The 21,221-nt window shown below is 65.6% G+C and carries 19 protein-coding genes, 3 tRNA genes and 2 pseudogenes; 10 read left to right on the forward strand and 14 right to left on the reverse strand.

Translation table 11 applies throughout. From position 1 onward, the window contains the following. Positions 1-44: 44 nt before the first annotated feature. Positions 45-284 (reverse strand): annotated as a pseudogene (locus IEV96_RS12005) (hypothetical protein); the annotation flags it as partial. Positions 285-452: 168 nt separating this feature from the next. Between IEV96_RS12005 and IEV96_RS16850 the strand changes: the two are divergent. Beyond that, positions 453-611: pseudogene (locus IEV96_RS16850) on the forward strand (helicase associated domain-containing protein); the annotation flags it as partial. Positions 612-729: 118 nt separating this feature from the next. Here IEV96_RS16850 and IEV96_RS12015 read toward each other — a convergent pair. Then, positions 730-816: transfer RNA gene (locus tag IEV96_RS12015), tRNA-Leu, on the reverse strand. 151 nt (positions 817-967) lie between these two features. On the opposite strand from IEV96_RS12015, the gene IEV96_RS12020 reads away from it, so the two are divergent. From IEV96_RS12020 to pknB, 7 genes are all read left to right on the forward strand, one after another. Continuing rightward, the gene (locus IEV96_RS12020) at positions 968-1,675 is read left to right on the forward strand and encodes an FHA domain-containing protein (RefSeq protein ID WP_188510819.1); all 708 of its coding nucleotides are present in this window, start codon (positions 968-970) and stop codon (positions 1,673-1,675) included. Beyond that, positions 1,672-2,196 carry an FHA domain-containing protein FhaB/FipA gene (locus IEV96_RS12025; RefSeq protein ID WP_188510820.1) on the forward strand — a complete coding sequence of 175 codons (525 nt, stop codon included), beginning with the start codon at positions 1,672-1,674 and terminating at the stop codon, positions 2,194-2,196. The genes IEV96_RS12020 and IEV96_RS12025 overlap by 4 nt, the downstream gene beginning before the upstream one ends. Positions 2,197-2,200: 4 nt before the next feature. After that, positions 2,201-3,442, forward strand: a complete 1,242-nt coding sequence (locus IEV96_RS12030; RefSeq protein ID WP_188510821.1) for a Stp1/IreP family PP2C-type Ser/Thr phosphatase — start codon at positions 2,201-2,203, stop codon at positions 3,440-3,442. Then, positions 3,426-4,859 carry an FtsW/RodA/SpoVE family cell cycle protein gene (locus tag IEV96_RS12035; RefSeq protein WP_188510822.1) on the forward strand — a complete coding sequence of 478 codons (1,434 nt, stop codon included), beginning with the start codon at positions 3,426-3,428 and terminating at the stop codon, positions 4,857-4,859. The genes IEV96_RS12030 and IEV96_RS12035 overlap by 17 nt, the downstream gene beginning before the upstream one ends. Next, entirely contained in the window at positions 4,856-6,310 is a 1,455-nt protein-coding gene (locus IEV96_RS12040) for a peptidoglycan D,D-transpeptidase FtsI family protein (RefSeq protein WP_188510823.1), read from the forward strand. Before IEV96_RS12035 ends, IEV96_RS12040 begins: the two co-directional genes overlap by 4 nt. Then, the gene (locus IEV96_RS12045) at positions 6,307-8,007 is read left to right on the forward strand and encodes a serine/threonine-protein kinase (protein ID WP_188510824.1); all 1,701 of its coding nucleotides are present in this window, start codon (positions 6,307-6,309) and stop codon (positions 8,005-8,007) included. The genes IEV96_RS12040 and IEV96_RS12045 overlap by 4 nt, the downstream gene beginning before the upstream one ends. A gap of 69 nt (positions 8,008-8,076) precedes the next feature. Next, positions 8,077-9,786 carry a Stk1 family PASTA domain-containing Ser/Thr kinase gene (gene pknB / locus IEV96_RS12050; protein ID WP_188510825.1) on the forward strand — a complete coding sequence of 570 codons (1,710 nt, stop codon included), beginning with the start codon at positions 8,077-8,079 and terminating at the stop codon, positions 9,784-9,786. Here pknB and IEV96_RS12055 read toward each other — a convergent pair. From IEV96_RS12055 to IEV96_RS12065, 3 genes are read right to left on the reverse strand one after another with little or no spacing between them, the layout of a single operon-like run. Further along, entirely contained in the window at positions 9,783-10,421 is a 639-nt protein-coding gene (locus IEV96_RS12055; protein WP_188510826.1) for an anthranilate synthase component II, read from the reverse strand. The genes pknB and IEV96_RS12055 overlap by 4 nt on opposite strands. Next, a complete protein-coding gene (locus tag IEV96_RS12060) occupies positions 10,418-10,576 on the reverse strand; it encodes a hypothetical protein (protein ID WP_188510827.1) in 159 nt (52 codons plus the stop codon). Before IEV96_RS12060 ends, IEV96_RS12055 begins: the two co-directional genes overlap by 4 nt. Further along, positions 10,576-11,361: a class E sortase gene (locus IEV96_RS12065; protein ID WP_188510828.1), complete on the reverse strand. Its 786-nt coding sequence runs from the start codon at positions 11,359-11,361 to the stop codon at positions 10,576-10,578. The genes IEV96_RS12060 and IEV96_RS12065 overlap by 1 nt, the downstream gene beginning before the upstream one ends. Before the next feature lie 91 nt (positions 11,362-11,452). On the opposite strand from IEV96_RS12065, the gene IEV96_RS12070 reads away from it, so the two are divergent. After that, entirely contained in the window at positions 11,453-11,698 is a 246-nt protein-coding gene (locus IEV96_RS12070; protein WP_188510829.1) for a cell division protein CrgA, read from the forward strand. Between the two features lie 82 nt (positions 11,699-11,780). Here IEV96_RS12070 and IEV96_RS12075 read toward each other — a convergent pair whose 3' ends face one another. Both IEV96_RS12075 and IEV96_RS12080 read right to left on the reverse strand, forming a co-directional pair. After that, positions 11,781-12,422: a rhomboid family intramembrane serine protease gene (locus IEV96_RS12075; protein WP_308419483.1), complete on the reverse strand. Its 642-nt coding sequence runs from the start codon at positions 12,420-12,422 to the stop codon at positions 11,781-11,783. Positions 12,423-12,628: 206 nt separating this feature from the next. Then, positions 12,629-13,168: a peptidylprolyl isomerase gene (locus tag IEV96_RS12080; protein WP_188510831.1), complete on the reverse strand. Its 540-nt coding sequence runs from the start codon at positions 13,166-13,168 to the stop codon at positions 12,629-12,631. 136 nt (positions 13,169-13,304) lie between these two features. Between IEV96_RS12080 and IEV96_RS12085 the strand changes: the two genes are divergently transcribed. Continuing rightward, positions 13,305-13,967, forward strand: a complete 663-nt coding sequence (locus IEV96_RS12085) for a DNA helicase (RefSeq protein WP_229733280.1) — start codon at positions 13,305-13,307, stop codon at positions 13,965-13,967. 125 nt (positions 13,968-14,092) lie between these two features. On the opposite strand, the gene IEV96_RS12090 is transcribed toward IEV96_RS12085, so the two are convergent. The 7 genes from IEV96_RS12090 to recF all read right to left on the reverse strand — a co-directional run bounded on the left by IEV96_RS12090 (position 14,093) and on the right by recF (position 21,221). Continuing rightward, a tRNA-Ala gene (locus IEV96_RS12090) sits at positions 14,093-14,165 on the reverse strand. 31 nt (positions 14,166-14,196) lie between these two features. After that, positions 14,197-14,270 (reverse strand) — tRNA-Ile (locus tag IEV96_RS12095). Positions 14,271-14,339: 69 nt separating this feature from the next. Then, positions 14,340-14,747, reverse strand: coding sequence for a DUF3566 domain-containing protein (locus IEV96_RS12100; protein ID WP_188510833.1), 408 nt, complete (start codon positions 14,745-14,747; stop codon positions 14,340-14,342). Continuing rightward, positions 14,740-17,334: a DNA gyrase subunit A gene (gyrA, locus tag IEV96_RS12105; RefSeq protein WP_188510834.1), complete on the reverse strand. Its 2,595-nt coding sequence runs from the start codon at positions 17,332-17,334 to the stop codon at positions 14,740-14,742. The genes IEV96_RS12100 and gyrA overlap by 8 nt, the downstream gene beginning before the upstream one ends. 85 nt (positions 17,335-17,419) lie before the next feature. Beyond that, positions 17,420-19,381 (reverse strand): DNA topoisomerase (ATP-hydrolyzing) subunit B, encoded by a 1,962-nt coding sequence (gene gyrB, locus IEV96_RS12110; RefSeq protein ID WP_188510835.1) that lies wholly within the window; start codon positions 19,379-19,381, stop codon positions 17,420-17,422. Between the two features lie 164 nt (positions 19,382-19,545). Then, complete coding sequence (locus IEV96_RS12115; RefSeq protein WP_229733282.1) at positions 19,546-20,052, reverse strand: DciA family protein; 507 nt, start codon at positions 20,050-20,052, stop codon at positions 19,546-19,548. Then, complete coding sequence (recF, locus tag IEV96_RS12120) at positions 20,049-21,221, reverse strand: DNA replication/repair protein RecF (RefSeq protein WP_188510836.1); 1,173 nt, start codon at positions 21,219-21,221, stop codon at positions 20,049-20,051. Before recF ends, IEV96_RS12115 begins: the two co-directional genes overlap by 4 nt.

Raw genomic sequence — 21,221 nt, forward strand, 5'->3', positions numbered from 1 at the left:
GTTGGAAAACGTTGTAGTCCCAGTCCACCACGACCAGATACGAGCTACAAATCATTGCAGTTGACCGATTTGCCGTAAAGGATGCCAGCAACCACTCCGATTCCGCCGCCGATCACTGCGATGAGTGGGTCGACCGGACCGGTGATGACTGCTGCCGCTGCCGTGAGAGCAGCTGCGCTTCCTCCATAGATTCCGGCGTATTGAAGCAGACGCGAAGGGGTGCACTTCAACCCTGTCGGGTCCGAAGCATTGACCGGGTTGCACCCCGCATAGGCATACGGGTTGGATTCCTGCCCGCTCGGATCAAACTGCGTGAACCGCCCCTGCGCTGGGCAGCTGGGCGGCTAGGCGCGATACCAGCGTCGCCGAGCGGAGCGTGAGCTGCTGCCTGCATGGCAGTGCCAACTGCTTGACGCGATGCCAGAGTTTTCTTGGGATCCTCTCGGTGACCAGTGGAATGGTTCGAGAAGTTGCGGGGCTTCCTTGATCGGGAATCTCGAGTTCCGCGCTATCGAACGGATGCACCCGAAGGGAGGGCGTTAGCGGCCTGGGCGCACAAGCAACGGCACTTCCACCGACAGGGAACGCTCGCGCCGGATCGCACCGCTGCGCTCCGTGAGCTTCCGGCGCACTCGGGCTTTTTGATAGTGAGAGGCAAATTGAAGCCGCCTCCCAGTAGGGCGGTCGAACGACAGAAGGCCCCCGGTTTCCCGGGGGCCTTCTGTGCTCTGGTGCGCGAGGGGGGACTTGAACCCCCACGTCGTTTCCAACACACGGACCTGAACCGTGCGCGTCTACCAATTCCGCCACTCGCGCCAACCAAGCGAGATTATCACAGCGCGGAGCCCCGTCCGCACACGGTACCCGGTAGGGTCATCCGCTGGGTGTAAAAGAACCGCGTAAACACGCACGTTCAAGCCCACCGGCTAACATCGTCGTATTCACTAGGCGTGAGATGAGGAAATCCTTGGGGCTTCTTGACAGCTTCGAACGAGGGCTCGAGCGGGCGGTCAATGGCGCGTTCGCGAAAACCTTCAAGAGCGGCGTGCAGCCCGTCGAGATCACGAGCGCGCTCCGACGCGAACTCGACACAAAGGCCGCGGTGGTCTCGCGCGACCGCATCCTCGTACCCAACCGCTTCCTCGTGCGTCTCTCCCCCATGGACTTCGATCGCATGTCGGCCATCGGACCCGCGCTCATCGACGAGCTCACGAGCCTGGTGCAACGGCACGCCACCGCGCAGCGCTACTCCTTCTCCGGCCCCCTCTCCATCGCGCTCGAACGCGTCCCCGGCCTCGGCGAGGGCATCATCGAGATCGAGTCCGTCAACGTGAAGGGCACGGTCGCCTGGACCCCGGTTCTCGATATCGGTGGCAAGCGTCATCCGATCACCAAGTCCCGCACCGTCATCGGTCGAGGGTCGGATGCGGACATCACCGTCGACGACTCGAGTATTTCCCGTAAGCACGTCGAGGTACTGTGGGACGGCAAACGGGCCGAAGTCAACGACCTCGGCTCGACCAACGGCTCCCTGCTCAACGGCGAACGTGTCTCCAAGGCGAGGCTCGATCCCGACTCCGCGATTGATATCGGCCGCACGCACATCGTGTTCCGCGTCATCGCACAGGCTGCCGACGACTTTCCGACTTCGCGCGACAAGGGCGGCAACCGATGATCGATCCGAGCCCGCTCACCCTGCTCGTACTCAAGATCGCCTTCCTCATCCTGATGTGGGCCTTCGTCTTCGCGGTCGTGTACGCACTGCGCACCGACCTGTTCGGCCAGAAGGTGCGCAAGCTGCCCGCCTCGGTGGATGCCGCGGCTGCCGCACCGGCACCGATGGGTGTGGTGACGAGCGCCCCCGCGCCGGCCCGCGCACCCGCCGCCGCACCCGTCAGCTCGTCGGGCGCGAGCCGGCTCGTCATCACCGGCGGGGCCAAAGAGGGCCTCGAGATCGCGCTTCCCCCCGAGCAGCTCACGATCGGCCGATCGAGCGATTCCGGCCTCGTGATCCGCGACGACTACACCTCGACCCACCACGCCCGACTGCTCAACTGGAACGAGGGCTGGGTTATCCAAGACCTAGACTCGACGAATGGCACGTTCCTCGATGGCACGCGGGTGATCGTTCCGACTCAGGTTCCCCTGAACACGCCAGTGACCATTGGCACTACCAGTTTCGAACTACGGCGGTAAGCGAGTGGCCCCCGGCAAGAGTGCCGCGGTCTCCCATGTGGGGAAGATCCGCGCCAACAATCAGGACAGCGGCTATGCCGGCGAGTACCTGTTCGTTGTCGCCGACGGCATGGGCGGCCACGCGGGAGGGGATGTGGCCTCGGCGATCGCCGTCAAGCGCATCACCGAGACCGACCGCCAGTTCGCCTCGGGCAGCGACGCCGAGTTCGCACTGCACACCGCACTCACCGCCGCCAACGCGCAGCTAGCGGAGACGGTCTTCGACCACTCCGAGCTCACCGGGATGGGTACCACCGTCAGCGGGCTCATCCTCGTCGGCGGTCAGGTCGTGATCGCCCACATCGGCGACTCGCGCATCTACCTGCTGCGCGACGGCGAGCTCACCCAGGTCACGGCCGACCATACCTTCGTGCAGCGGCTCGTCGACAGCGGCCGCATCACCGAGGAGGAGGCCGCGGTGCACCCCCGGCGCTCGGTGCTGATGCGGGTTCTCGGCGACGTCGACGCCACGCCGGAGATCGACACCTCGATCATGGCCACGCAGCCGGGCGACCGCTGGCTGCTCTGCTCCGACGGCCTGAGCAGCTACGTCTCGCACGACAAGATCCTGCACGCGCTCACCTCGGTCGCAGACGCCCAGAATGCCGCGGAGCGGCTCGTGAAGGACGCCCTCGACCAGGGCGCCCCCGATAACGTCACCGTGGTGCTCGTCGACATCGACGAGTCGGGCACCTCGGCCCACGTTCCCCCTCTCACCGTCGGCTCCGCCGCGAGCCCTCTCGTCTTCGACGGCGACGTGGCGAAGAAGCCGCTTCGCCTGCCCGCTCTGCTGCTGCACCCGCTCAAGGTCTCGAAGCCCGACGACTCGCACTTCGAGCCAGAATCCGACGGCTACCTCGACGAACTCATCCTGGAAGACCGCCGCCGCGCACGCCGCCGCCGCATCACCTGGCTCGTGGGGCTCATCCTCGTCGTGCTCGGAATTCTCGGCGGGATCTTCACCGCCTACCAGTACACACAGAGCCGGTACTTCGTGGGCGTCGACCAGGGCAACGTCGCCATCTACCGCGGGGTTCAAGAGGGCATCGGTCCGATCAGCCTGTCGACCGTCTACCGAACCACCTCGATCGAGGTCGACTCCCTCACGGCCTACTCGCAGCAGCGGGTGGAGGCCACCATCAACGCCGACGACCTGAGCGACGCCGAACGCATCGTGGACACATTGTCGAATGTCAGCCCCGAATAGCCTCCCCACCGAAGCCGTGTCGACCGGACGCCCGGTCGACACCGCTGATCGCGCCAATTTCACGAGCAGTATCCGCCTGAAGCTGCGGGTTCCCGCGCGTATGCGCAACATCGAGCTGCTGCTGTTGCTCGTCGCGAGCGGCATCAACGCCGCCGCGATCTGCCTCGTGCAACTCGGCGCGCTCGGCGAGATCGACTCGACGCTGCTCACCTACGGGGCCGGCCTCACCCTGCTCGTCTTCGCGATGCACTTCACCATGCGCGTGGTGGCGCCCGATGCCGACCCGTTCATCCTCCCGGTGATCACGGTGCTCAACGGCCTCGGCATTGCCATGATCTACCGCATCGACATCGACGACAACCTCACAGGATGGGGAGCGGCCGGCGTACGCCAAATGGTGTGGACAGCGCTCGCGATCACGCTGGCCATCGTCGTGATCATCGTCGTGCGCAACCACCGGGTGCTGCTGCGCTACCGCTTCGTCTCGATGTTCACGGGCATCGCGCTGCTGCTGCTGCCGCTCGCTCCACTGATCGGCTCCGAGCGCAATGGGGCGCGCATCTGGATCGAGCTCGGCCCGCTCAACTTCCAGCCCGGAGAGCTGGGCAAGATCGCCCTTGCGATCTTCTTCGCCGGCTACCTCGTGACCGCGCGCGACTCGCTCTCGATGGTCGGCACGAAGGTGCTCGGCATGACCTTCCCGCGCGCCCGCGACCTCGGCCCGATCATCGTCGTCTTCATCGCGTCGATGGGCGTGCTGATCTTCCAGCGCGACCTCGGAACGGCGCTGCTCTACTTCGGGCTCTTCCTCGTGATGATCTACGTCGCGACGGGCCGCGCGAGCTGGATCATCCTCGGCCTCACCGCCTTCTTCGGCGGAGCCCTCGTCGCCAGCCAGACGCTCAGTTACGTCAACGGGCGGTTCGCCGCGTGGCTCGACGCGTTCAACCCCGACATCTACGACCAAAACGGCGGTAGCTACCAGCTCGTTCAGGGTCTCTTCGGCCTCGCCAAGGGCGGACTCATCGGCGCGGGGCTCGGCCAGGGCCGACCGGGTATCGTGCCCCTCGCCGAGAGCGACTACATCATCGCGAGCCTCGGCGAAGAACTCGGCCTCATCGGCCTCTTCGCTATTCTGGCCCTCTACCTGCTGTTCGTTTCGCGCGGTTTCCGCATCGGCTTCGCCGGGCAGGATGATTTCGGTCGCCTTCTCGGAGTCGGCCTCTCGTTCCTGATCGCCCTGCAGGTATTCATCGTGGTGGGCGGTGTGACCCGGGTGATCCCGCTAACCGGACTCACGACGCCGTTCCTGGCCGCCGGAGGTTCGTCGCTCGTCGCGAACTGGATCATCGCCGCGCTGTTGCTGCGGCTGTCCGACACCGTACGCAACCAGCCGAGAGCGGTGATCGAACAGTGAACAAAGAACTCAAGCGCGTGAGCGTCGTCGTGCTGCTCATGTTTGTTGCGCTGTTCGGCTCGAGCAGTGTCATCCAGGTCGTCGAAGCGGACAGCCTCAGCGCCGATCCCCGCAACCAACGCACTATTCTCGACAGCTTCTCTGCCCAGCGCGGACCGATCTTGGTCGACGGCGTGCCGATCGCCGAGTCGACCCCGGTCGACGACGACTTCTCCTTCCTGCGGCAGTACTCGAACGGGCCGCTGTACGCGCCGATCACCGGCTACTTCACCCTCAACCAGGGAACCACCGGCATCGAGAGCGCGCTGAACGACTACCTCAGCGGAACCTCCAACGCCCAGTTCTTCGACCAGATCAACGCCATCTTCACCGGGCAGGAGCCCAAGGGCGACGCCGTCGAACTGACCATCGACGCGAACCTGCAGCAGGTGGCCTGGGACGCGCTCGGGGCGAACTCCGGCTCCGTCGTCGCGCTCAACCCGAAGACCGGCGCGATCATGGCGATGGTTTCGAAGGGATCGTTCGACCCGAACGCGCTGGCGGTACACGACGACAACCAGGTGCTCGAGGCCTACAACGCGCTCATCAACGACCCCGGCGACCCCCTCGCGAACCGTGCGATCGCCGGCGACCTGTACACACCCGGTTCGGTCTTCAAGCTCGTGGTCGCGGCCGCGGCCATCGACAGCGGGCAGTTCACGGCCGACTCCGAGTTCCCCAACCCCGGCTCGCTCACCCTGCCGGGCACCAGTTCGGTCATCACCAACTCCGAGGGTGGATCGTGCGGTGGCGGCGCCACCGTCTCGATCGCCACGGCCCTGCGCCTGTCGTGCAACATCCCGTTTGCCGAACTCGGGCTCGCCGTCGGCTACGACGCCATCGCGGCGAAGGCCAAGGAATTCGGCTTCGAGTCGAGCCTGGACATTCCGATGAGCACGACGCCCAGCGTGTACCCGCAGACCGAGAGCGACGCGCAGCAGATGCTGTCGTCGTTCGGGCAGGCGAGCGTCCGCGTCACGCCGCTGCAGATCGCCATGGTCTCGGCCGCGATCGCGAACGACGGAATGCTCATGCAGCCGACCCTCGTCGAGAGCATCCTGGCGCCCGACCTCACACCGCGGGAACAACTCCAGCCCACCGTCTACAACACACCGATGACAACCGAAACGGCGGAAACATTGACCCAGATGATGATCAGTGCGGTATCCAACGGCGTCGGCGGTAATGCGAGAATTAGCGGAGTCAACGTGGCGGGCAAGACGGGCACGGCAGAGAACGGCGACGGCGATCCGTACACGCTCTGGTTTACCGGTTTTGCTCCAGCGGAAGATCCACAGGTCGTCGTCGCCGTTGTGGTCGAGAACGGTGGTGGCCTCGGCCAGTCCGGATTCGGCAACTCGGTCGCAGCTCCAATCGCAAAGAAAGTACTAGAGGCGGTGCTAAACAAATGAGACCCACCAGTGGCCTCACTTTCGGGGGCAGGTACCAACTGTCCAGTCGCGTGGCGATCGGCGGGATGGGCGAGGTCTGGCAGGCTACCGACCTCGTGATCGGACGCACTGTCGCGATCAAGATCCTCAAAGACGAGTACCTCGGCGACCCCGGGTTCCTCGAGCGCTTCCGCGCCGAGGCCCGCCACGCGGCCCTCGTCAACCACGAGGGCATCGCCAACGTCTTCGACTACGGCGAGGAAGAGGGCAGCGCCTACCTCGTGATGGAACTCGTTCCCGGCGAGGCGCTCAGCGCGATCCTCGAGAGGGAGCGCGTGCTCTCCACCGACCGCGTTCTCGACATCGTCGCACAGACGGCGAACGCCCTGTCGGCTGCGCACGCGGCCGGTCTCGTGCACCGCGACATCAAGCCGGGCAACCTGCTGATCACCCCCGACGGCCGCGTCAAGATCACCGACTTCGGCATCGCCCGCATCGCCGACCAGGTGCCGCTCACGGCCACCGGACAGGTCATGGGGACGGTGCAGTACCTCTCGCCCGAACAGGCGAGCGGCCGCTCTGCGTCGCCCACGACAGACATCTACTCCCTCGGCATCGTCGCCTACGAGGCCCTCGCCGGCCGTCGCCCGTTCACGGGCGAGTCGCAGGTGGCCATCGCCATGGCGCAGATCAACGAGACGCCGCCCGAACTCCCCGTCACCATCTCGGAGCCCGTGCGCAACCTGGTCTATGCGTGTATCGCGAAGAACCCGGCGGACCGCCCGGCCAGCGCGGCACACCTCGCGCGTGCCGCCCAGGCCCTGCGACGCGGAGACGTCTCCGCGGCCGCCGTCGCCGTTCCCGGCATTCTCGGCGCCGGCTCGCTCGCCGCCACGGCCGGGGCGAACTACGGCCAGAACGCCGCCACGACGCGCCTGCTCACCGCCGAGGAGCAGGCCACCACGACCACGACCGACGTTCCCCCCGAGGAGGAGGAGAAGCGCAACCCGTGGATGTGGCCGCTTATCGCCATCGTCTCGGTTCTCGCCGTCATCCTGGTCGTGGTCATCGTCATGCTCCTGGCGAACCCGGCCGAGGAAGAGCCGAAGCCCACGAACACCACGACGAGCTCGACCCCGTCGAGCACACCGACTCCGTCGAACACACCGACACCGACTCCCACCGTCGCCCCCATCGTCATCAATGAAGACGAGTTCATCGGTCTCACCGAGGCGCAGGCCAAGCAGAAGATCAGCGGCCTCGGCCTCACGATGGAGACCCGGGTCGGCGACGCCGCGGAGACCAACGGCGATGTCGGCAAGGCCTACGCGGTGAGCCCCACCGGCAACGTGTCGAAGGACCAGCTGATCGCCGTCACGTTCTACGGCCCCGTCGCCGAGGTTCCCACCCCGCCGCAGCCCTCCGCCGTCGCGCCCCCCACGGGAACGCTTATCGTCGGCCAGGTGGCCACCGTCAGCTGGACGACCTACGCGGGCTGCCCCTCGGGTCACCCGCTCACCGGCTACACGTTCACCGTCGGAGGCCCCGGCACGCAGCAGACGCCCAACCCCCTCGGCGCGAGCGCCACCTCGCTCGGCATCAACCTCACCGCTCCCGGCAACGTGACGGTGAACTACATAGTGCAGTGCAGCGACCTCCAGTCACCCGCATCCGCGAACACGACCTTCACCGTCGCAGCCGCGCCGGCCACGGGCTAACAGCGGGTGCAGACACACCACCGAGTACACTGGCAAGGAAAATAGGCGCACCCGACCGGGAGATAGTTTGTGATTGAAGGCGTAGCTCAGAGCGTGCGCCTGCTCGCGGGCAGGTACCAGGTCGGCGACCTCATCGGCCGCGGCGGCATGGCCGATGTGCACGTCGGAACCGACTCCCGTCTCGGACGACGCGTCGCGATCAAGCTGCTCAAACCCGAACTCGCCACCGACCCCGCATTCCGCAGCCGCTTCCGACGCGAGGCGCAGGAAGCGGCCAAGATGGCGCATCCGACCATCGTGCGCATCTTCGACGCCGGCGAGGAGACCATCGTCGACGACGACGGGGCCGAGGTGCAGCTCCCGTTCATCATCATGGAGTTCGTCGACGGACGCCTGCTCAAAGACATGATCGCCGACGGCCCGATCGAGCAGACCGAGGCCGTGCGCATCATCTCGCAGGTGCTCACCGCCCTCGAGTACTCGCACCGCGCTGGAGTCGTCCACCGCGACGTGAAGCCCGGCAACATCATGGTAACCACGACCGGCCAGGTGAAGGTCATGGACTTCGGCATCGCCCGTGCCGTCTCCGACTCCTCCGCGAGCATCGCGGAGACCAGCACCATCGTCGGCACCGCCCAGTACTTCTCGCCGGAGCAGGCGCGCGGCGAAGCCGTCGACGCCCGCACCGACCTCTACTCCACCGGCATTGTGCTGTTCGAGATGCTCACCGCGCAGGCTCCGTTCACGGGTGACAACCCGGTCGCGGTCGCCTACCAGCACGTCAACCAGCAGCCGTTGCCGCCGAGCGCGCTCAACCCGCGCGTCTCACCCGCTCTCGACGCGGTCGTGCTGCGCGCCATGGCGAAAGACCGCTTCGACCGCTTCCAGACGGCTGGCGAGTTCCGCACCGACGCGGAGACCGCGGCTGCCGGCTCCATCCCCGTGCGCAAGCCGGCTCCCGCGGGCGAGTTCAACGCCGCGCTCTTCGGCGTGAACCCGAACTCGCGGGTGGGCTCGGAAGCCACTTTCCGCCAGCTCAACGTCGACCAGAACGACCGCATCCCCCGCACTCAGAACCGCCCGCCGGTCGCCTGGATCTGGGGCGGCGTGGCCGTGCTCATCGTGATCATCGTCGCGGTGTTCATGTGGGTCCAGACCGTGTCCCAGCCCACCGAGTTGACCGGCAACGTGTCCATCCCCGTTCCCGAGGTCGTCGGCCTCACCTACGAAGAAGCCGCCGCCGCGATCAGCGGCGAGAACCTCGCCTCCGAGCGCGTCGACGAGACGAGCGTCGAGGTCGAGGCCAACCGTGTCATCCGCACCGACCCCGAGGCCGGCATCCGCGTCGCACCCGGCCAGGACATCACCGTCTACGTCTCGAGCGGCGCCAGGCCGGTCAATGTGCCGCAAATCGTCGGCATCGACCAGGCGGCGGCGGCCGAGGCGATCACCGCCGCGGGACTCGTCGTCGGCACGTCGACTCAGGACTACTCGCCGAACGTCAAGGCCGGCGTGGTCATCTCGGCCACGCCCGGCGCCGGAGAAGCCACCAGCGAGGGCGCGACCGTCACGATGGTCGTCTCCAACGGACTGGTGAAGATTCCCGACGTGACCGGTCAGGATGTCGCGGCCGCGAACACCGCGCTGCTGGCGCTCCAACTCGAAGTCAAGACGGTGCCCGACCTGTCGTGCTCCGGCGGCAAGATCTCGTCGCAGTCGGTCACCGGCGACGCACCGCAGCGCTCCGCGGTTCAGATCAACTTCTGCAACAAGCCCTAGGCGACGGTGACGAGCGGCGTGAGACCCTTCGCGGTCTCCGCCGCCTCCGGCAGCCCCGCGACGGCGAGCCAGTTGCCCACCATGCGGTAGCCGCCCTCGGTCAACACCGATTCGGGGTGGAACTGCACGCCGTAGATCGGCAGCGCCTCGTGACGCACTCCCATGATCACACCGCCGGCGGTGCGTGACGTGACGACGAGCTCGCTCGGTGTCGTGCCGTCGACGATGGCGAGCGAGTGGTACCGGGTGGCGCGGAACGGATGCGGCACGCCGTCGTAGAAGCCGCTGTCGTCGTGGTCGATGAGCGACGTCTTGCCGTGCATCAGTTCGTCGGCGTGGGTCACCGTGGCGCCCATGGCCTCGGCGATGGCCTGGTGTCCGAGGCAGACGCCGAAGAGCGGCTGTCCGCTCTCGAGCACGGCGTTCACGATCGGGATCGAGACCCCGGCGGCGGCGGGCGTGCCGGGACCCGGCGAGAGCAGCACGGCGTCGTAGTCCGCAATGAAGCTCGCCGCGTCATCCGCACCGAACGCATCGTTACGCACGACGGTCGTCTCTGCTCCCAACTGCTGGAGGTAGCCGTTGAGGGTGTACACAAAGCTGTCGTAGTTGTCGACAACGAGAACGCGGGTCATTCGCCTACCGTCACTTCCGGGGGTACAAACAGTTCATTGACGAACGGAAACACCCACAGTACGAGACTCGCGAGCACCGCCGCAACGAGAACGACGACCGTGAGCACGCGCACCCAGAGCGGGCCGGGCAGAATGCGCCAGAGGGCGGCATACATCAGTTGGCTCCTGCCTGAACGAGGGTGGCGATTTCGGCGGGCGGGCCGCCGGCGCGGGGGTACCAGGTCTCGAAGACGCCGTAGGCGATGATGCGCTCGGCCGAGGAGAAGTACGGGTGGCAGCTGGTCATCGTGATGATGCGATCGGTGGATGTCGCGTCCGCTACCTGGGGCACGGGTTCGAGCACGCCGATACCCGTCGGCCGCACGTACTCGGTACCCCGGTAGACATACTTGTACCAGCCGTCTTCCGTCTCGACGAAGATGCTGTCGCCGACCACGAGCTTGTTGATGTCGTGGAACCCGGCGCCGTAGGTGGTGCGGTGCGCGGCGACCGCGAAGTTGCCGACCTCCCCGGGCATCTGCGTCTGGGGATAGTGCCCGACGCCGGTCTTGCGGTTGTTGAGCACGCCGAGGCCGACCCCCTCGGCGATCGGCCGGCGGTAGTCGGTGCCGAGTCTCGGCACGATGAGGTTGGCGAACGACGCGCCCTCCGCGGGCGGCGCGGCCACGACCGGCTCACCGGGGTCGACCGGCACGGGCGTCTCGGTTGGGACCGCCGTCGGCGTCGGGTCTCCCCTGTCCCACTGCTCGGCGAGATCGTTCGCGGCCGACGTCTGCTCCGCGCCCACGATGATGTCGTTGAGCCAGACCTGCCAGCCGAGGAAGAGCAGCACGAGAACACCGGCGGTGATGAAGAGTTCACCGAGGACTCCCACCACCGACAGCCGACGGCGCGGCCGGCGCGGCGACGGCTCGACGGGCGTGCGGTCGGTCTCGGGCATTCCTTGATTGTACGGTGCGCACCTGTCCGCGATCCCTGTGCCGCAGCGGCCTCACGCCGAGCCTCGGGCGATTCAGGATAAGATTTCGGGCATGGCCCGTAGCGAACGAACCAAGACCGACCGTACCGCCGAAACGCGCCCAGGCGAGCAGGCACCGAACCCCGTGTGGTTCAAGCCGATCATGTTCGGCTTTATGCTCGTCGGCCTCGTGTGGATCATCGTCTTCTACGTGAGCGGCGGCAGTCAGCTCCCCATCCCGCAGCTCGGCTCCGGCAACATCTTGGTCGGCTTCGGCATCATGTTCATCGGCTTCCTGATGACGACACGCTGGCGCTGATACCGCCGAATTCCGCGGGAATTAAGGCCTAACTACACCGGTGTAATTATCCCCAGTGTGTACAAGCCTGTGGATAACTTGCCTAGACGGTTACGGCCGCCACGGTGATCGCGATCAGGGCCACCGCGACGCCAGCCACGGCCGCGATCTGAATCGCCTTCTTGCTGCGGTGTCGTGTCGCCATGTAGATCGCCGCTACCCCCGCGCCGACCACGAGGCCACCGACATGCGCCTGCCAGGCGATACCGGGCACGAAGAAGCCGATCGCGAGGTTGAGCCCGATCACGATGAGCAACTGCGCGTTGTTGCCGCCCAAGCGGCGTTGGATCACGAAGAACGCGCCGAGCAGGCCGAAGATCGCGCCCGATGCACCCACGACCACGGCACCGGGAGCGAGCAGCAGCACCGCGACCGACCCGCCGAAGGCCGCCAACAGGTAGAGGGCCACGAATCGCGCCCGACCGACGGCGTGTTCGATGATGGGGCCGAAGATGAACAGCGAGTACATGTTGAACAGGATGTGGAAGATCGAGGCCGGCGAATGCAGGAACGCCGCCGTGATCATGCGCCACGGCTCCACCGCCGTGAAGGGTGGGTAGTAGGCCAGCGCCTGATACACGGCGCCGCCCGACACCCACTGGGCGATGTAAAGCAGAAGGTTCAGGCCGATGAGCGAGTACGTAACGACGGGTACGCCGCTCGACGAGCGCATGGAACGCTTCAAGCGGGTCGTCGTGCCACGACTCGTGCGAGGCGCGCTGTCACGCGCCTCGCGCACGCACTCGGGACAGTGAACCCCGACGGCGGCCTGCGTCTGGCATTCCGAACACACGGTGCGACCGCACCGCTGGCAGATGATGAAACTCTGCCGGTCGGGATGCCGGTAACAGAAGTTGTCCGGATTCCTGTCGGTATCCGTCACGGGAGTGTCTAGACCTGGTCGACAGTAACGCTCTCAATGACGACGTCACTGAGGGGCTTGTCGCTTCCATCGGTGGGCACGGCCTCGATCGCGTCGACGACGCGCTTCGACTCGTCGTCGGCGACGAAGCCGAAGATGGTGTGCTTGCCCTGGAGCCACTGCGTCGGAACCGTGGTGATGAAGAACTGCGAGCCGTTCGTGCCCTTGCCGCCGCGCGTGCCAGCGTTGGCCATGGCGAGTACGTAGGGCTCATTGAAGCTGAGCTCGGGGTGGATCTCGTCGTCGAACTCGTAACCGGGTCCGCCGATGCCCTTGCCGAGCGGGTCGCCGCCCTGGAGCATGAACTGCTTGATGATGCGGTGGAAGATGATGCCGTCGTACAGCTTGTCGGTCGAAACCTTGCCTGTAGCGGGGTGGGTCCATTCCTTGGTGCCCGTTGCCAGTCCGACGAAGTTATCGACGGTCTTGGGGGCGTGGTTGCCAAGGAGGTTGACCTTGATAACGCCGAGGTTGGTGGTGATCGTGGCGACAGCAGTATGCGAAGACATAGTCACAATTCTTGCATAGCCTCTCCGTTCGCTGCCCGCTAGCGCACAGGCGGCTCACAGGCCTAGCCGTTTCGCTCGCTAGAGTGGCGTGACAAGATTGGATCGTTCGCTGCACAACGACGACGGAGGTTTTTCAATGGGACTGTCACGGAAGCGGCAGCGAGAGTTCACTCGGCTCAAGAAGCAAGCCGAGGAACTGTTGCAAAGCCAGAAGGACGTGCTCGAGCACGCCGGCGGCGTAGTTCGTGAGGCGCGCCACCAGGCCGCCAACTACGCTCGCGAAGAAGTAAGCCCGCGGGTGAAGGACGCGTACGAGTCGAACCTGAAGCCCGTGGTCGACACCGGCATCACGGCGACGCAGACGGTGGCGTCCACCGCGAAGGACAAGATCGAGCACGACGTGCTGCCCGCGTTCGCCTCGGCGATTGCTTCGGCCCTCGCCGTTCTCGACGCCGCCAAGAGCCCGCAGGTTCGCGACGCCATCCGCCGCGTCTCCGCCGGCTCGGAGGAGGCTTCGAAGCAGATCGCGAAGCGCGCCGACAAGCTCGGCAAGAAGGCCGAGACGTTCAGCAAGAACGTGTCGAAGAACGCCACGGTGATCGGCCGCAAGGTCGGCATCGTCGAGAAGCCGAAGAGCGGCCCAGGCAAGTACATCCTCATCGGTCTCGGCGTCGTCGCCGTCGCCGGTGTCGCGTACGCCGTGTGGCAGACGCTGCGCGCCGACGACGACCTGTGGATCGACGACGACCTCGAGCCCGGAGCCGACACCGTCGACCCCGGAGCCGTAGGCGCCATCTAGAACAGCACAACGCACGAGGGCCCGCTACGGCGGGCCTTCGCCCGTTAACGGGCGGCAGGAAGCGGGTGAACGCCGCCCGCCCGTTAACGAAGAAAGTCGCCTACACAGAGGCGACGGTGAACATGTGGAGCCTAGGAGAATCGAACTCCTGACCTCCTGCTTGCAAAGCAGGCGCTCTACCAATTGAGCTAAGGCCCCGAAGGGTTGAACTCACTCTCGTGAGTCACAGTGGGGGTACCGGGATTTGAACCTGGGACCTCTTCATTATCAGTGAAGCGCTCTAACCAACTGAGCTATACCCCCGCGGGCAGATTCGAGAGTACCGTACCTGCGCCGGGAATCCCAATCGAGCGACCAGGCGCCCGCATTGGGTTAGTTGTTCGTGAAACCGACCAGCAGTCCGCCGGTGATCCGCACGCTGAAGTTGTAGAGAACGCTCGTGATCGCGCCGAGGGCGGTGCCCACGATGATGTTGAGGATCGCCACGACGACGGTGAACAGTGACACCTGCACAAGAGAGAAGCTGTCGGTGATACTGAACGACTCGTCGCCCAGGATCTCGGCCAGCGTCTTGTCGAGGGTCTCGAAGATGTTCGTCGACTGCAGCACGAGGTACACGAGGATCGTCGCCACAACGAGCACGATGCCGAGCGACACGGCAATGAGGAACGACAGCTTCACGGTCGACCAGAAGTCGACGTAGACCAGCTTGAGACGGACCTGCTTGGTGGCAACGGGGCGCTGCGACTTGCGCTGCAGCTTTTCGGCGACGCTACTCATCTACTGATTCGTCCTCTCCAGAGACGACGGGCACCGCCGGAATTTCTCCGACCACTACTTCGCCATCCTGATTAACTAGATTGCGTTCGCTGTTCTTCGCAAGCGCGATAATTCTGTCATCCTCGGCGAAACGGGCGAAAACGACGCCCATTGTGTCCCTGCCCTTGGCGGGAACTTCGGCCACGGAGGAGCGTACCACCTTGCCGCTGGCAAGAACCACAAGCACCTCGTCGTCGTCGGAGACGATGAGCGCGCCCGCCAGATCGCCGCGGGCGTCCTGGAGCTTGGCCACCTTGATCCCCAGGCCACCGCGGCCCTGCACCCGGTACTCGTCGGTGGAGGTGCGCTTGGCGAATCCGCCCTCCGTGACGACGAAGACGTAGCCGGCGTCGGTGACGACCGAGGCAGAGAGCAGCTCGTCTCCCTCGCGGAAGTCCATACCCTTCACACCGGAGGTGGAGCGGCCCATCGGGCGCATCGCCGAGTCGGACGCGGTGAAGCGGATTGACATTCCCTTGTGCGAGACCAGGAGAACGTCCTGCGTTTCCTCGACGAGCATGGCCGAGACCAGTTCGTCTTCGTCGCGCAGATTGATGGCGATGATTCCGCCGGTGCGGTTGGTGTCGTACTCGGTGAGCGCGGTCTTCTTCACCAGTCCGCGACGGGTGGCGAGCACGAGGTACTTCGCCGCCTGATAGTCGGGGATGTCGAGGATCTGGGCGATCTCCTCGCCGGGCTGCAGCGCGAGCAGGTTGGCGACGTGCTGGCCCTTCGCGTCGCGGCCGGCCTCCTGCAGTTCGTAGGCCTTGGCGCGGTACACGCGGCCGGTGTTGGTGAAGAACAGCAGCCAGTGATGGGTGGTGGTGACGAAGAAGTGCTCGACCACGTCGTCGGCCCGCAACTGCGCACCCTTCACGCCCTTGCCGCCGCGGTGCTGGCTGCGGTAGTTGTCGCTGCGCGTGCGCTTGATGTAGCCGCCGCGCGTGACCGTGATGACCATCTCCTCTTCGGGGATGAGGTCTTCCATGCTCATGTCGCCGTCGAAGCCGAACATGATCTCGGTGCGGCGGTCGTCGCCGAAGCGGTCGACGAGCTCGGTGAGTTCTTCGCTCACGATCTCGCGCTGGCGCGCCGGGGTGGCGAGGATGTGGTGGTACTCGGCGATCTTGGCTTCCCACTCGGCGGCCTCGTCGACGATCTTCTGTCGCTCGAGGGCCGCGAGGCGGCGCAGCTGCATGTCGAGGATGGCGCGTGCCTGAAGCTCGTCGATGGTGAGCAGTTCCATCAGGCCGTCGCGCGCGGTCTCGGTGTCGGCGCTGCGGCGGATGAGCGCGATGACCTCGTCGAGCGCGTCGAGCGCCTTGAGGTAGGCGCGCAGGATGTGCATGCGCTCTTCGGCCTTTTTGAGGCGGAAGGTGGTGCGGCGCACGATCACTTCGATCTGGTGGTCGATCCAGTGGGTGATGAACCCGTCGATCGGCAGCGTGCGCGGAATCCCGTCGACGATCGCGAGCATGTTCGCGCCGAAGTTGTCCTGCAGCTGCGTGTGCTTGTACAGGTTGTTGAGAACTACCTTGGCCACGGCGTCGCGCTTGAGCACGATCACGAGGCGCTGGCCGGTGCGGCCCGAGGTCTCGTCGCGGATGTCGGCGATCCCGCCGATCTTGCCCTCCTTGACGAGCTCGGCGATCTTCAACGCGAGGTTGTCGGGGTTCACCTGGTAGGGCAACTCGGTGACGACGAGGCAGGTGCGGCCCTGGAGCTCTTCTACATTGACCACCGCGCGCATCGTGATCGACCCGCGTCCGGTGCGGTAGGCATCCTGAATTCCCTTGATGCCGAGAACCTGCGCTCCGGTCGGGAAGTCGGGGCCCTTGATGCGCTCGATGAGCGCTTCAAGCAGCTCTTCGCGCGGAGCCTCGGGGTTTTCGAGCGCCCAGAGAGCTCCGGATGCCACCTCCCGCAGGTTGTGCGGAGGGATATTGGTCGCCATACCGACGGCGATGCCGACGGAACCGTTGACGAGGAGGTTCGGGAAGCGCGCCGGCAGCACGACGGGCTCCTGCGTCTTGCCGTCGTAGTTGGGGATGAAGTCGACGGTCTCCTCGTCGATGTCACGCACCATCTCCATGGCGAGGGGGGCCATCTTGGTCTCGGTGTATCGAGGCGCCGCGGCGCCGTCGTTTCCGGCCGAACCGAAGTTGCCCTGGCCGAGGGCGAGCGGGTAGCGCAGGCTCCACGGCTGAACCAGGCGGACGAGCGCGTCGTAGATCGACGAGTCGCCGTGCGGGTGGAACTGGCCCATGACCTCGCCGACGACGCGGGTGCACTTGTTGAAGCCCTTGTCGGGACGGTAGCCGCCGTCGTACATGGCGTAGATCACGCGGCGGTGCACCGGCTTGAGGCCGTCGCGAACCTCGGGCAGCGCGCGGCCGACGATGACGCTCATCGCGTAGTCGAGGTACGACCGCTGCATCTCGAGCTGCAGGTCGACCTGGTCGACCTTGTCGTGACGCGTGTCGATGACAGCGTTCTCGAACGTCGGTTCGGCGGCTTCGGTGCCGTCTGGTGTTGTTTCGTCAGCCATGGTTCTTTTCCTTAGCCGGTCCCTGAGCTTGTCGAAGGGGCCATAGCGCCGATCCCTTCGACAAGCTCAGGGACCGAGGTGGGTATTAGATGTCGAGGAAGCGCACGTCTTTGGCGTTGCGCTGGATGAAGTTGCGGCGCGATTCGACGTCTTCGCCCATGAGGGTCGAGAAGATCTCGTCCGCCGCCGCCGCGTCGTCCAGGGTCACCTGCAGCAGGGTGCGGGTCGCGGGGTCCATCGTGGTTTCCCACAGCTCGCTGTAGTCCATCTCGCCGAGACCCTTGTAGCGCTGGATGCCGTTCTCCTTCGGGATGCGCTTGCCGGCCGCGAGGCCGAGCTCGAGCATTCCGTCGCGCTCCTTGTCGCTGTACACGAACTGGTGCTCGGCGTTCGTCCACTTGAGGCGGTAGAGCGGCGGCTGCGCGAGGTAGACGTAGCCGTGGTCGATGAGCGGGCGCATGTAGCGGAACAGCAGGGTGAGCAGCAGAGTCGTTATGTGCTGGCCGTCGACGTCGGCGTCGGCCATCAGGACGATCTTGTGGTACCGAACCTTCTCGGGGTCGAAGTCTTCGCCGATGCCGGCACCGAAGGCGGTGATCATCGCCTGCACTTCGGCGTTTCCGAGCGCTCGGTCGAGGCGCGCCTTCTCCACGTTGAGGATCTTGCCGCGCAGCGGGAGGATCGCCTGGAACTGCGGGTCGCGGCCCTGGACGGCCGAGCCGCCTGCGGAGTCACCCTCGACGATGTAGATCTCGCTGAGCGAGGGGTCTTTCGACGAGCAGTCCCGCAGCTTTCCGGGCATTCCGCCCGACTCGAGGAGACCCTTGCGGCGGGTCTGCTCGCGCGCCTTGCGGGCGGCGAGGCGCGCCTGCGAGGCCTGAATGGCCTTGCGGATCACGTCGCGCGCCTGCGTGGGATTGCGGTCGAACCAGTCGCCGAGCTGCTGGCCGGCCACGCGCTGCACGAACGCCTTGGCCTCGGTGTTGCCGAGCTTGGTCTTGGTCTGGCCCTCGAACTGCGGTTCGGCCAGCTTCACCGAGATCACGGCGGTCAATCCTTCGCGCACGTCGTCGCCGGAGAGGTTCTCGTCTTTCTCCTTGATGATGCCCTTCTCGCGGGCATACCGGTTGACGAGCGTGGTGAGCGCGGCGCGGAAGCCCTCTTCGTGGGTTCCGCCCTCGTGGGTGTTGATGGTGTTCGCGTACGTGTGCACGCTCTCGGTGTAGGCGTTGGTCCACTGCATCGCGACCTCGAGCGAGATCTTGCGGTCGGTGTCTTCCGACTCGAACGCGATGATGTCGGGGTGGATGAGCTCGGCCTTCTTGGCCTTGTTCAGGTACTCGACGTAGTCGACGAGCCCCTTCTCGTACATGTAGCTCTCAACCACGTCTTCTTCGCCGCGTTCGTCGGTGAGCGTGATGCGCAGCCCCTTGTTGAGGAACGCCATCTGCTGGAAGCGTGCGCGGAGGGTCTCGTAGTCGAACTCGACGGTCTCGAACGTCTCTTTGCTCGGCCAGAAGGTCTGCTGCGTTCCGGTCTCGTCGGTCGCCTCGCCCTTTTCGAGCGGCGCGGTCGGCACACCGTCTTTGAAGCTCATGCGCCAGACGTGTCCCTGACGGCGCACCTCGGTGTCGACCTCGCTCGAGAGCGCGTTGACCACGGAGATACCCACGCCGTGCAGTCCGCCCGAGACGGAGTAGCCGCCGCCGCCGAACTTTCCGCCAGCGTGCAGGATAGTCATAACGACCTCGACGGTCGACTTCTGCTCTTGCTTGTTGATGTCGACCGGGATACCGCGGCCGTTGTCGCGAACCCGGATCGAGCCGTCTTTGCGCATCGTGACGAGAATGAGGTCGCAGTAGCCGGCGAGGGCCTCGTCGACGGAGTTGTCGACCACCTCGTAGACCAGGTGGTGGAGACCCCGCGGGCCGGTCGATCCGATGTACATACCGGGACGCTTGCGAACGGCTTCAAGCCCCTCGAGAATCTGGATCTGGTCTGCGCCGTAGCTGTCGTCGTGCAGATCCTCGGTGGGAATAGTCGCCATCTGAAATTGTGCTCCTGCCGCGTCTGTGATCACGCCATCCGAGATTGTGGTCCCACAATGGGACGCGCTCGACGGCCGTTTAAGTCTACCAAATCGCGACCCCCGCCGCTCGCTCTATGGCCGTATGGCGCGCGTTCTGTGGAGGGGTGACCAGATTTGTCTACCTAGCCGTAAGTATCGCGCGGGCCCCGGCCTGGAATTGATCTGGGGCCCCGTTTCCAGGAAGGGGCGTTCGGCCCTTCGAAGCGAACCGACTGGATCTTGGCGTCCGGGTACCGCAACGCGATGTGCGTGGTGATCTGCGTGCGCATGAGCCGCAGCTGCGTGGCCCACGCGGTGGAATCGCATTGGATGGTGAGCACACCGTCTTCTATACCGGTCGGCGTGGAGTGTTCCGCCGTCTCCGCGCCGGCGATCTCGATCCAGGATGCGACCAGGTCGGACTGGGCGAGGGGGGAGGTCCACCCCATGTTGGTCGTGAGCCCGTCGATGACGTCGGAGAGCCCGAGCGGGTCGCGGCCCGCGCCGAAAGGCACGCTCGCGCCATCCACTCTCTTATCGCGCTTCTTCTGATCGTTCGACTTGAAGACGCCGGTACCGAAGAGCTGCCGGAAGCGCAGGTACACCGCGCGGGCCTCGTCGTTGTCGCGCGGCGGAACCTGATTCGTCACGATTCCTCCCCCTCCACGATACGGCCGGCCCGGATGCGCACGATATGCCCGGCCAGTTCTTTCGGAACGTCGTCGAGCACGGCCGCGGTGATGAGCACCTGCTCGAAGCCGTCGATCGCCGACGCTAGGCGGCCGCGGCGCGACTCGTCGAGCTCGGCGAACACGTCGTCGAGAATCAGCACGGGGTCTCCCGTCGACGACTCCCGCCGCAGAACGGCGGCCGCCGCGAGCTTGAGCGACAGCGCGAAGGACCACGATTCGCCGTGGCTCGCATAGCCTCGCGCGGGCAGGTCGTTGAGTTCGAGCACGAGGTCGTCGCGGTGCGGTCCGGCGAGGGTGATTCCGCGATCGACCTCGGAGCGCCGGAGGCGCGCGAGCGCGGCGCGGAAATTCTTGGCGATCTCGTCGAGTTCCAAAGCCCCGCCGCGCACCGCGGTCTGCTCGATCGTCGCCTCGTCGCCGGCGTCGCTCGACAGGATGCTGAGATAGCTGGCGAGCGACGCCCGGTGGTCGGCGCCCGCGATCGCCGAGTAGGCGGCCTTCACCTCGGGGAGGAGTTCGGCGATGAGCGCACTGCGGGCCTGGATCAGTTCCGATCCGAATTCGACCAGGCGTTCGTCCCAGATTTCGAGCGTCGAGAGTCCGCTTTCGCGAAGACCGGATGCTCGTGCCGACTTGAGCAGCGAGTTGCGCTGTTTCAGAACGCGCTCGTAGTCGACCATCACGCCGCTGAAGCGGGGAAACCGCTGCACGAGCAGTTCGTCCATGTAGCGGCGGCGGCCGGACGGTTCGCCGCGTACGAGGGCGAGGTCTTCGGGAGCGAACAGGATGCTGGAGAAGTAACGGGGCAGGTCGCGGGTCTTGATGGCCGACCGGTTGATCTGCGCGCGGTTGGCACCGGTTCGGTTGATCTGCACCTCGGCGAGGATCTCGCGGTCGCCGTTCTGCAGCCTGGCCCGCACGATCGCTGCGTCCTGGCCCGCCCGGACCATCGCGTGATCGGTCGACACCCGGTGGGATCCGAGCGTGCTCAGGAAGCCGAGGGCCTCGACCAGATTGGTCTTGCCCTGTCCGTTGCTGCCGACGAAGACGTTCGCGCCCGTCACCAGCCCAACGTCAACGGTTTCGTAGTTACGGAAGTCGGTGAGGTTGAGCTGGGTGACGATCAC

The organism is Conyzicola nivalis, from assembly GCF_014639655.1.
GTDB lineage: Bacteria > Actinomycetota > Actinomycetes > Actinomycetales > Microbacteriaceae > Conyzicola > Conyzicola nivalis.

Coding starts and splice junctions, on each gene's coding strand:
- IEV96_RS12085 (WP_229733280.1), top strand. CDS start 13,305: ATGGGACTGTCACGGAAGCGGCAGCGAGAGTTCACTCGGCTCAAGAAG.
- IEV96_RS12055 (WP_188510826.1), bottom strand. CDS start 10,421: ATGACCCGCGTTCTCGTTGTCGACAACTACGACAGCTTTGTGTACACC.
- IEV96_RS12070 (WP_188510829.1), top strand. CDS start 11,453: ATGGCCCGTAGCGAACGAACCAAGACCGACCGTACCGCCGAAACGCGC.
- IEV96_RS12025 (WP_188510820.1), top strand. CDS start 1,672: ATGATCGATCCGAGCCCGCTCACCCTGCTCGTACTCAAGATCGCCTTC.
- IEV96_RS12045 (WP_188510824.1), top strand. CDS start 6,307: ATGAGACCCACCAGTGGCCTCACTTTCGGGGGCAGGTACCAACTGTCC.
- IEV96_RS12060 (WP_188510827.1), bottom strand. CDS start 10,576: ATGTATGCCGCCCTCTGGCGCATTCTGCCCGGCCCGCTCTGGGTGCGC.
- IEV96_RS12035 (WP_188510822.1), top strand. CDS start 3,426: ATGTCAGCCCCGAATAGCCTCCCCACCGAAGCCGTGTCGACCGGACGC.
- IEV96_RS12100 (WP_188510833.1), bottom strand. CDS start 14,747: ATGAGTAGCGTCGCCGAAAAGCTGCAGCGCAAGTCGCAGCGCCCCGTT.
- gyrB (WP_188510835.1), bottom strand. CDS start 19,381: ATGGCGACTATTCCCACCGAGGATCTGCACGACGACAGCTACGGCGCA.
- IEV96_RS12080 (WP_188510831.1), bottom strand. CDS start 13,168: ATGTCTTCGCATACTGCTGTCGCCACGATCACCACCAACCTCGGCGTT.
- gyrA (WP_188510834.1), bottom strand. CDS start 17,334: ATGGCTGACGAAACAACACCAGACGGCACCGAAGCCGCCGAACCGACG.
- IEV96_RS12065 (WP_188510828.1), bottom strand. CDS start 11,361: ATGCCCGAGACCGACCGCACGCCCGTCGAGCCGTCGCCGCGCCGGCCG.